We start from the raw sequence: 9938 nt of genomic DNA, 5'->3' as shown, positions 1-9938 counted from the left end.
TTATACTGATTTGATAAGGAACGCAAATGGATAACTCAAAAAAATAAATATTAAATAAATTATCACTTATAAAAAAATGTCTAACGGATTTATCTAACATAAATACGTGTTTCTAATTCCCTAAAGTTTTCAAGGATAGTGAATTGGGGAGAAATAAAAAACAAATAATCGGGTATTAATGTTTGGTGCCAGCAAAAGCTTTATTGGAGTACGTGAATACGCTATGACTTAAAGGAACTACGAATATTTCTACACTTTTATAAGTGCTTTGTACCTTTAACGAACGCCCGGTAACGTTCCTCGCGGCCGTGATGACAGTTAATTATTAAGAATTATCCAAGAGTTTGCGACAGCAAGCTTTTGCTTGGTGAAAATTATTGATTTTGAGGATATGAATAGATTTACGAACTTTGGAAAAACATCACTATGAATCGTGCTGATATCTTGCGAAATAATATTATCGATAAGCTGTTAACAATTTCTAACAAAGATTATTTGTCAGCTTTACATCAGTTAGTTGAAAATAGTTCTGTGGATAATGATCTTGTGAAACTGTCTGATGAGCAGATTCTTATGCTTAAGCTCAGCGATAAAGATATAGAAGCGGGAAAATTAATTTCACAAGAGGAATTGGATAAAAGTGATTTGGAATGGCTGAAAGGATTGTAGTTTGGACAGAAACAGCATCAAATCAAAGGCGTGAGATATTTGAATATTGGACAAAAAGAAATGGCTCTTCAAAGTATGCCGAGAAACTAATAAAGTTAATTAGGAATAGAATAAAAGTTATTCTTGAAAATCCATTAGTATTTAAGAAAGCTGATTATCCAGATACCAGAGAAGCTGCACTTGGTTATTTTAGTATTTATTACAAGATTACTGATAGTCAATTAATCATTACCGCTTTTTGGGACAATAGGCAAGATCCTAAAAAATTGATTAAGTTGATCAATAAATAGATTTACACAATCTATAGTTGATTTGTTTTTCGATAACGTGCATTGGTAACAAGAAAATTTCCGGTAACGTTCCTCGCGGCCGTGATGGCAGTGAAAACAAAACCGCAGAAAAGTGTGTGAGAGCGGTTTTGAATAGGCGACCAACGGAAGCCCTAGACAAAAGCAGCACGAACCGCTTTTGTGCGTTTTTGTTGCAACGAACAGCGCGAAATGCCGCCCAAATAAAAAAACCGGTTTTCAACTTTAGATTGACGACCGGTTTTTGAGTATTAGTTTCAAAACGTGATGAGCTGCTTAGTCGATGCGCTTCATGCAGATTTTCTCCGGCGGATGTAACACCAACGGGAATTTCTCTACTTTCACCGAACTGCTGTCTAAACCAAAACCACCTTCTTCACTTAAACTGAGTTTTTTCAAGAAGAAATACGAATTCATAATCAGCTTTTCGTACCAAAGTAAGTCGCTGTCGTTCGACAAGAATTTCTCGGATAACACAAATTTGAAGTCGCCAATAATGTTGTTGCGGTTTAACGATTCGTAACGGCTGCGGATGTCCACCTCGCCATTTGCCACCATATTTTTCACCACTTCTTTAAACATGATGTTGATTTTAGTAGGCTCGCGGAAACCGAGATTGAAGTCGATTCGAATAACGTCGTCGCGTAAAATATGCGTTACTTTATATTCGGTCTTGTAGGGTTCGTTTAAGATATTCACGTGCAAAAACCAATACATATCGGCGCGCTTCGGACGTTTTTCAAAAATGGAGTACACCACTTTTTCCTCGATCTCATCCACACGACTCGCATTGGTCAAATACACTAAATGCGTTGCATATTTAGGAATGGATAAATCGACGCTTAGTTCGCGCAACATTTGACTGTAATCGCCAATTTGCACCATTTTCGTATAGTTCTTGCTGATTTTTTTCGCACGGAACCAGATACTCATAATCGCAATCAAAACAATCGCAATAATTAGAGTTACGAAACCACCTTCGGCAAATTTTACCACGTTGGCTGCCAAAAACGAGCCCTCAATTACCAGATATAACGTGATCAAAGGAACATAAATGTACCACGCTACACGCTTCATAATGAGGTAGTAATTGAGTAAAACAGTGGTCATGATCATACAAAGTACAATAGCCAAACCGTAGGCGTGTTCCATGGCGCTCGACTCTTCGAAGTACAAGACAATACCGATACAACCGAAAAGCAACAACCAGTTGATGCTTGGGATATACAATTGTCCTTTTAAATCGGTTGGATATTTAATGCGCACTTTAGGCCAGAAGTTCAAGCGCATGGCTTCGTTGATGAGCGTAAACGATCCGCTGATTAATGCCTGAGAAGCGATAACTGCTGCCAAGGTTGCGATAACAACACCTATGGGTTGAAACCAATCGGGCATAATCATGTAAAACGGATTCGGATTTGAAGTTCCTAAAGAACGTAGCGTACTACCTTCGTGGTCGATCAGGAACGCCGCTTGTCCGAAATAATTGAGTAATAAAGCCGATTTGACAAACATCCAACTGATGCGAATATTTTTTCTGCCGCAGTGCCCCATGTCTGAATACAGCGCTTCAGCACCTGTCGTACAAAGGAATACAAAACCAAGAACGAAGAATCCTTCTGGGTTTATACCTTCCGGAGCAACTAAAATATGATACGCGTAATACGGGTTTATTGCCTTAAGAACGCCCCAATTGTCTGAAATTTGAATGACACCTAAGGTAGCCAACATTCCAAACCAGATCATCATTACGGGACTGAAAAAACGACCAACTAAGCTGGTTCCGAACTGTTGGATGGTGAACAGCACGCATAAAATTGCGATAACAATGGGTACCGTATTTATTGTGGGATAGAAATTCTTAACCCCTTCTACTGCGGAGGAAACCGAGATCGGAGGCGTAATAATTCCGTCGGCTAATAAGGCCGATCCGCCAATAATCGCCGGAACTATTAACCATTTGATTTTCGTTCGTTTAACTAGGGCATACAGGGCAAAGATTCCGCCTTCGCCGTGGTTGTCGGCATTTAGCGTTAAAATTACGTATTTCAAGGTGGTTTGAAGGGTTAAAGTCCAAAAAACCAAAGAAATACCGCCCAAAACTAAGTCTGAATTTATCGGATTATCAAGCCCAACTATGGCTTTCATTACGTAAAGTGGAGAAGTTCCGATATCACCGTAAATAATCCCTAAACTGACGAGAAGCCCGCCAATTGTCCACTTACTGTGGAGATCTTTGCTTGCGCTCATTGCAAAAAATTATCCTGCAAATTTAAGATTTTTTTAGCAACGCGACATCGATTTAGTGTAGTTGTTTTTCGAGGGTTTTACGTACCGACTTCACTTTACCTGAAAATGCAATTTTATTTAGGGTTTAATACCAGCGCTTCTTGTTTTTTTTGCTGGTTGTCGACTTTCGACTTTTAAAAGCACCTTTTTTTGCTGCATTATCGGCAACTGGTGTTTCTACCCGTTCGGTTCCTACCCAAGGCCACGGATGGTCTTTAATTTCGGTAACCGCTGCACGAGTAAGTTTAATAATGTCTTTCCAATACGGTTCTTCGTCGCGACCGCAAAAGCTAATTGCCGTTCCTTCTTTTCCGGCACGTCCGGTTCGACCTATTCGGTGTACGTAAGTTTCAGGAATGTTTGGCAAATCAAAATTGATGACAAACGGAAGTGCATCGATATCAATGCCACGTGCGGCAATATCTGTAGCAACCAAAACGCCAACACTTTTGTTTTTGAAAGATTCTAACACGCGTTGCCGTGCCGACTGCGATTTGTCGCCGTGAATAGCCTCAGCTTCTACACCTTTTTTCTTTAAAGAGCGCACGATATTATCTGCTCCGTGCTTGGTTCGACTGAATACCAAAACGTCGCTCAAACCTCGATTCCGAATCAAATGGTAGAGCAGATTTCGCTTTTCGGTTTTTTCAACAAAATATATTTCTTGATTGATGCGTTCAACTGTCGACGATACCGGATTTACCGTAATGTGTTTTGGTTGATTGAGAAAATCTTCGGCTAAAGCGCGAATTTCCAACGGCATTGTTGCCGAAAAAAGCAGCGTTTGGCGGTTATTTGGCGTAAGCTTCACAATTTTCTTGACGTCGTTAATAAAACCCATGTCGAGCATTTGATCGGCTTCGTCGAGAACTAAAATGTGCAATTGATTTAAATCGATAAATCCTTGTTTTTCCAAATCGAGTAAACGCCCCGGAGTAGCTACCAAGACTTCGGTGCCGCGTTTTAGTTGTTCAACTTGTGGAATTTGAGACACACCGCCAAAAATGGTCGTTGTGCGAACCCGTGTGTACTGTCCTAACGATTTGAACGACTCTTCGATTTGGAGTGCTAATTCTCGCGTGGGTGTTACAATTAGCGCGCGAATATTGTTGTGTTTTTTGCCAACACCAGGCATTTTTTGGATGTAATCGATTATGGGAATGGCAAAGGCAGCAGTTTTTCCTGTTCCCGTTTGTGCACAACCTACTAAATCGGTTCCGGCAGCCACAATTGGAATGGCTTGCTGTTGAATAGGAGTAGGTGTTTGAAAGTTTAAATCGGCTAGTGCTCGTTGAATGTTTGGAGAAATATCGAAGTCTGAAAATGTGGTCATAAATTATTTTAAATCGCAACAAAGCTACAACATAAATAATGGATGCTTTTTTATTTGAATTCTTTATCGATAAAGTGTTGTTTTATAATGTATTAAACTAAAAAATCAGCTTTCGAAGAACGTAAAGCTGATTTTAAAGAACGTCGGTTTAAGGAACTTAGCTTCTTACGAAAGGCGGCAGGAGTTTCGAGGAAACTTCTCCAAATCCGATGCGCACATCGGCATTTTTACAAAATCCTTTCATAATTACCGTGTCGTTGTCGTTAATAAATTTACGTTCGGTTCCGTCTTTTAATTTAATCGGATTTTTCCCGCCCCAGGTTAATTCCAACATCGATCCGAACGAATCGGGAGTTGGCCCGGAAATGGTTCCGCTTCCCATCATATCGCCCGAATTTACGCGGCAACCGTTTGAGGTGTGGTGCGCCAACTGCTGCGACATCGACCAATACATATACTTAAAGTTCGAATGGCAAACCATTGTGCTTTCGGCATTTTCGGGTTTTATTTCAACGGATAGATTAATATCGAATGCGTGTTTTCCTTTTTGTTGCAAATAGGGTAGAGGAGTTGGGTCTTGCTTTGGTCCTTTTGTTCTAAACGGTTCTAAGGCGTCCATCGTAACAATCCAAGGTGAAATGGAAGTTGCAAAATTTTTCGCCAAGAATGGTCCAAGCGGAACGTATTCCCATTTCTGTATGTCGCGGGCGCTCCAATCGTTGAGCAAAACCATACCAAAAATGTAATCTTCAGCCTCATGAACCGGAATATTCTCACCCATAATATTGGCATCGGTAGTGATAAACGCCATTTCTAATTCAAAATCAATGGTACGACTAGGACCAAAAAGCGGTGTGTTTTCGCCTGCCGGAAGCGTTTGTCCCATGGGTCGGTGTACTGGAATTCCGCTCGGTACAATGCTAGAACTTCGTCCGTGATAACCTACCGGAATGTGAAGCCAGTTTGGCAGTAAGGCATTTTCCGGGTCGCGGAACATTTTTCCGACGTTTGTAGCATGCTCGCGACTCGAATAAAAGTCGGTATAATCGCCAATTTGAACCGGCAATTGCATTTCTACATCCGAAATATGGTAGATAACCTGTTCCTTGTCTTCTTCGTTATCGCGCAGTTCCGGATTGTTTTCATCAAAAATGTCGGCAATTCTGTTGCGTACCAATCGCCAAGTCTTTTTTCCGTCGCTGATAAAATCATTGAGCGTATCTTGCATGAACATATCGTCGGTTAACTCAATGCCCGCAAAGTAGTTAAGTGCTTGCAGTGCGCCTAAATCGATGGCGAAATCGCCAATTCGTGTGCCGATTGTAATAACATCGTCTTTGGTTAAGAAAACACCAAATGGAATGTTTTGAATCGGGAAATCGCTTTCTGGAGCTACAGCTAACCAAGATTTTCTGTTCGGATTATTTGCAGTAATTGGCATAGATTTTTTATTGAGAAACGTGTTCAAATGTATTATTTCTTACCAATTAAAAAAACCAAATTCGTACTTTTGAGCACAATAAAATTTTAGCTGTTATGCAACAAGATCGTGAGATTTTCGATTTGATTATGGATGAGCAAGACCGTCAGCTGCACGGTATTGAATTAATTGCTTCAGAAAACTTTGTAAGCGACCAAGTTATGGAAGCTGCAGGTTCTTGTTTGACCAATAAATATGCAGAAGGATATCCCGGCAAACGCTATTACGGCGGCTGCGAAGTTGTCGACATCGTCGAGCAAATTGCCATCGATCGTGCAAAAGCTCTGTTCGGTGCTGCATATGCAAACGTGCAACCACACTCGGGTTCTCAAGCAAACACCGCTGTTTACGCAGCTTGCTTGCAACCGGGCGACAAGATTTTGGGATTCGATTTGTCTCACGGAGGACACTTAACGCACGGTTCGCCAGTAAATTTCTCTGGAAAATTGTACAAGCCCGCCTTTTACGGTGTAGAAGCCGAAACAGGGCAGTTCGATTACAATAAAATTGAAGAAATTGCCATGCGCGAACAGCCTAAAATGATCATCGCTGGAGCATCGGCGTACACGCGTGACATGGATTTTAAACGATTTAGAGAAATCGCCGACGCTTGTGGCGCACTTTTATTGGGCGATATTTCACATCCAGCAGGTTTAATTGCCAAAGGATTGTTGAACGATCCCATTCCGCATTGTCATATCGTAACCACAACCACACACAAAACTTTACGTGGTCCGCGTGGAGGTATGATTATGATGGGACAAGATTTTGAAAATCCGTTTGGACTCAAAACACCAAAAGGCGATTTAAAAATGATGTCGAACTTATTGGATTTAGCCGTATTTCCGGGTAATCAAGGCGGACCGTTAATGCACATCATCGCTGCAAAAGCGGTGGCATTTGGTGAAGCGTTAACCGACGAGTTTTTCCGATACACCTTACAAGTACAGCGCAATGCTAAAGAAATGGCACGTTGTTTTGTAGAAAAAGGATACCACCTGATTTCGGGCGGAACGGATAATCACATGATGCTGATCGATTTGCGAAATAAAAACATCACGGGAAAACAAGCTGAGAACGCATTGGTAAAAGCTGAAATTACCGTGAATAAGAATATGGTTCCGTTCGATGACAAATCACCGTTCATTACTTCTGGAATTCGAATCGGAACTCCAGCAATTACTACTCGCGGTTTAGTGGAATCGGATATGAGTACTATTGTTGATTTGATCGATCGCGTAATCATGAATCACGAAAATGAAGCTGTTTTGGAAGCTGTCGCAGAAGAAGTGAATGAAATGATGAGCGAAAGAGCCATGTTTGTATTTTAAAGAGAAAATTTATGTCGATGATGCGCTTGCAATTGCCAACCGATCCGCGTTGGGTTGATATTGCATACGAGAATATTGAAGAAATTTTAACCGATCACGCCTGGTGCGAACAAAAGGCGGCATCGAACGCCATTACTATTATTACGATTAATTCCGAATATCAGGATTTAGTTACCGATATGTTGCGCGTAGCCAAAGAGGAAATCGATCATTTTGAGCAAGTTCACGAAATGATTAAAAAACGCGGACTTACTTTGGGTCGGGAGCGTAAAGACGATTATGTAGGCGAGCTCGCCAAATACATGAAGCAACAAAATAACGGCAGCCGCGTTTCGGGTTTTGTAGAACGTATGCTGTTTTCAGCTATGATCGAAGCCCGCAGCTGCGAACGTTTTAAAGTTCTATCGGAACACATTCCCGATCCCGAACTGGCCGCATTTTATCGCGAACTTATGGAAAGTGAAGCACAGCACTACACCACTTTTATTCACTACGCGAGAAAATACGGACAAGGAATCGATGTCGAAAAACGCTGGCGCGAATGGCTTGATTACGAAGCTTCCGTAATCGCAAACTACGGTACAAAACAAGCGATCCACGGATGAGTAGCGTGCAGTTAATTGCCGCCTCTGCTGCCGATATACCAAGTATAAAAACTCTAGCGTGCGAGATTTGGCCCGATTGTTACGGCAGTATTCTTTCGCAAGAGCAAATCAGCTATATGCTCGATTTGTTTTATACAGAAGAAAGTCTACTCACGCAAATGCAAAACGGACAAGCGTTCTTTCTCATTCGTCAACACGAAGAAACAATCGGATTTCTAGCTGTTCAGTGCGATTACAAAACACCAGGAAACGCCCGTTTACACAAACTGTATCTGAAAACAGCAACACAAAGCAAAGGAATCGGACAAAAAGTTTGGCAAGAAGTTGAGCGCTATCTTAAAGAACAACAACAACTTACAATCGAATTAAACGTAAATCGATATAATCCGGCGAAGCATTTTTACGACAAGTGCGGTTTTACTGTCTCTGAAACGGTCGATATTGCCATCGGAAACGGGTATTTAATGGAAGATTTTGTGATGGTGAAAAACCTGACAACCAATTTATGAAACAATCTTTTTTCGAGAAAAATCCGTCGCTGCTGCTTCGCGAATTTCAAATTTTTCTAGCAAGCCGATTTGGAGTGGTTTTTTCACTAAACATGCAAACCACCATCATTTTCTACTGGATTTACGAATTAACAAAAGACAAGCTAACACTCGGATTAATAGGTTTGGCGGAGGTAATTCCGGCCGTGGGTATCTCGTTTTTTTCGGGCTATATCGTCGATCATACCGAGAAAAGAAAAATGGTACTTGCTTGTATTTTAGGTTACATACTTGTTAGCGTACTGTTGGTTGGCGTAGCGTATTTTCCGTTTGCAGATCGTTCGCTTCAAGTGGTTTGCATATTTGTTTTGGTCTTTTTAGGCGGCGTACTGCGCGCATTTTATAGTCCGTCTATGTTTTCACTCTTTGGAAAAATCATGCCCAAGTCGCTGTATCCTAACGCTACGTCGTGGTCGTCTATGTCGTGGCAACTTGGTGCGGTAATCGGACCCTTAACTGCCGGATTTTCTATCGCATTACTCGGAATCGAAAACGCATTGATTTTTATTGTTGCCGTTCAGGTCGTAATGCTGCTAGTAACGATGTCGATAAAGCCACAAGCACACGAAGTTTTGGTAAAAGAGCCGGTTCTGCGCAGCGTTCGAGAAGGCTTACAATTTGTGTTTAAAACGCCGGTTTTGTTTTCTGCTTTGTGTCTCGATTTGTTTTCGGTGCTGTTTGGAGGTGCGATCGCGCTACTTCCGGTATATCAAAAAGAGATTTTGTTCATTAGCGATATGGGTTACGGCATACTGCGGGCCGCTCCCGGAATTGGTGCCTTACTTACGTTAGGATTGCTGGCGTTTCTACCTCTAAAAACCAAACCCGGCATAAAATTGTTTTGGTGTGTGGGCGGTTTTGCCGTGAGCATCATCATTTTTGGAATTTCGAAAAATTTCTATCTGTCGCTTGCTATGTTGGTATTATCGGGTATGTTCGACGCTGTTTCGGTTGTTATTCGTTCGATTATTTTACAGCTCACTACACCCGATCACATGCGTGGCAGAGTGGCAGCGGTTAATACCATGTTTGTCAGTTCTTCTAATGAGTTGGGCGATTTCGAAAGTGGTTTAATGGCGCATTGGCTGGGAACGGTTCGGGCGGTTGTCGTTGGCGGATGCATCACCTTGGGCGTGGTATTGTTTACGTTTGCTAAGGTTCCGCAACTTCGAAATTTTAAGTTTGAGGACGACACCGATAAAAAAAATCGCGAACCGTAGTCCGCGATCTTGATATATAGTTGCTCCCAAGTAGGGAAGGAGTGGGGATATACATCCCGACAATCCCTAATATTCAATAATCATGCCAGTTAGAATAATTCTTTAGGTAATTTGGGCGCGCCGGCAAACGAGTCGTCGCTGCGCAAAAAGTGTGC

General features: G+C 41.6%; 9 protein-coding genes. 6 read left to right on the top strand and 3 right to left on the bottom strand.

Features of this window, described 5'->3' with window-relative positions; genetic code table 11:
* The first annotated feature begins 426 nt into the window (after positions 1–426).
* The gene (locus CHX27_RS01790; protein WP_094485057.1) at positions 427–669 is read left to right on the top strand and encodes a hypothetical protein; all 243 of its coding nucleotides are present in this window, start codon (positions 427–429) and stop codon (positions 667–669) included.
* Complete coding sequence (locus CHX27_RS01785; RefSeq protein WP_094485056.1) at positions 651–959, top strand: type II toxin-antitoxin system RelE/ParE family toxin; 309 nt, start codon at positions 651–653, stop codon at positions 957–959. The genes CHX27_RS01790 and CHX27_RS01785 overlap by 19 nt, the downstream gene beginning before the upstream one ends.
* Positions 960–1253: 294 nt before the next feature.
* On the opposite strand, the gene CHX27_RS01775 is transcribed toward CHX27_RS01785, so the two are convergent.
* The 3 genes from CHX27_RS01775 to fahA form a co-directional block, all read right to left on the bottom strand.
* Positions 1254–3227, bottom strand: coding sequence for a KUP/HAK/KT family potassium transporter (locus CHX27_RS01775; RefSeq protein WP_094485054.1), 1974 nt, complete (start codon positions 3225–3227; stop codon positions 1254–1256).
* Between the two features lie 124 nt (positions 3228–3351).
* Positions 3352–4599: a DEAD/DEAH box helicase gene (locus CHX27_RS01770; RefSeq protein WP_094485053.1), complete on the bottom strand. Its 1248-nt coding sequence runs from the start codon at positions 4597–4599 to the stop codon at positions 3352–3354.
* A gap of 157 nt (positions 4600–4756) precedes the next feature.
* Positions 4757–6040 carry a fumarylacetoacetase gene (gene fahA, locus CHX27_RS01765; RefSeq protein WP_094485052.1) on the bottom strand — a complete coding sequence of 428 codons (1284 nt, stop codon included), beginning with the start codon at positions 6038–6040 and terminating at the stop codon, positions 4757–4759.
* A 95-nt stretch (positions 6041–6135) separates the two neighbouring features.
* On the opposite strand from fahA, the gene glyA reads away from it, so the two are divergent.
* Genes glyA through CHX27_RS01745 form a run of 4 tightly spaced genes read left to right on the top strand, consistent with a single transcriptional unit; the run spans position 6136 to position 9783 of the window.
* Positions 6136–7410, top strand: coding sequence for a serine hydroxymethyltransferase (glyA, locus tag CHX27_RS01760; RefSeq protein ID WP_094485051.1), 1275 nt, complete (start codon positions 6136–6138; stop codon positions 7408–7410).
* 17 nt (positions 7411–7427) lie between these two features.
* Positions 7428–8015, top strand: coding sequence for a tRNA-(ms[2]io[6]A)-hydroxylase (miaE, locus tag CHX27_RS01755; protein WP_165764417.1), 588 nt, complete (start codon positions 7428–7430; stop codon positions 8013–8015).
* Positions 8012–8524 (top strand): GNAT family N-acetyltransferase, encoded by a 513-nt coding sequence (locus CHX27_RS01750; RefSeq protein WP_094485049.1) that lies wholly within the window; start codon positions 8012–8014, stop codon positions 8522–8524. The genes miaE and CHX27_RS01750 overlap by 4 nt, the downstream gene beginning before the upstream one ends.
* On the top strand, positions 8521–9783 hold the full coding sequence (locus tag CHX27_RS01745; RefSeq protein WP_094485048.1) for an MFS transporter: 1263 nt from the start codon (positions 8521–8523) through the stop codon (positions 9781–9783). The genes CHX27_RS01750 and CHX27_RS01745 overlap by 4 nt, the downstream gene beginning before the upstream one ends.
* The last annotated feature ends 155 nt before the right edge of the window (positions 9784–9938 follow it).

This window comes from Flavobacterium aurantiibacter (genome assembly GCF_002251775.1).
In the GTDB taxonomy this organism is placed as follows: domain Bacteria; phylum Bacteroidota; class Bacteroidia; order Flavobacteriales; family Flavobacteriaceae; genus Flavobacterium; species Flavobacterium aurantiibacter.
This window is presented reverse-complemented; position numbering and strand designations above follow the sequence as displayed.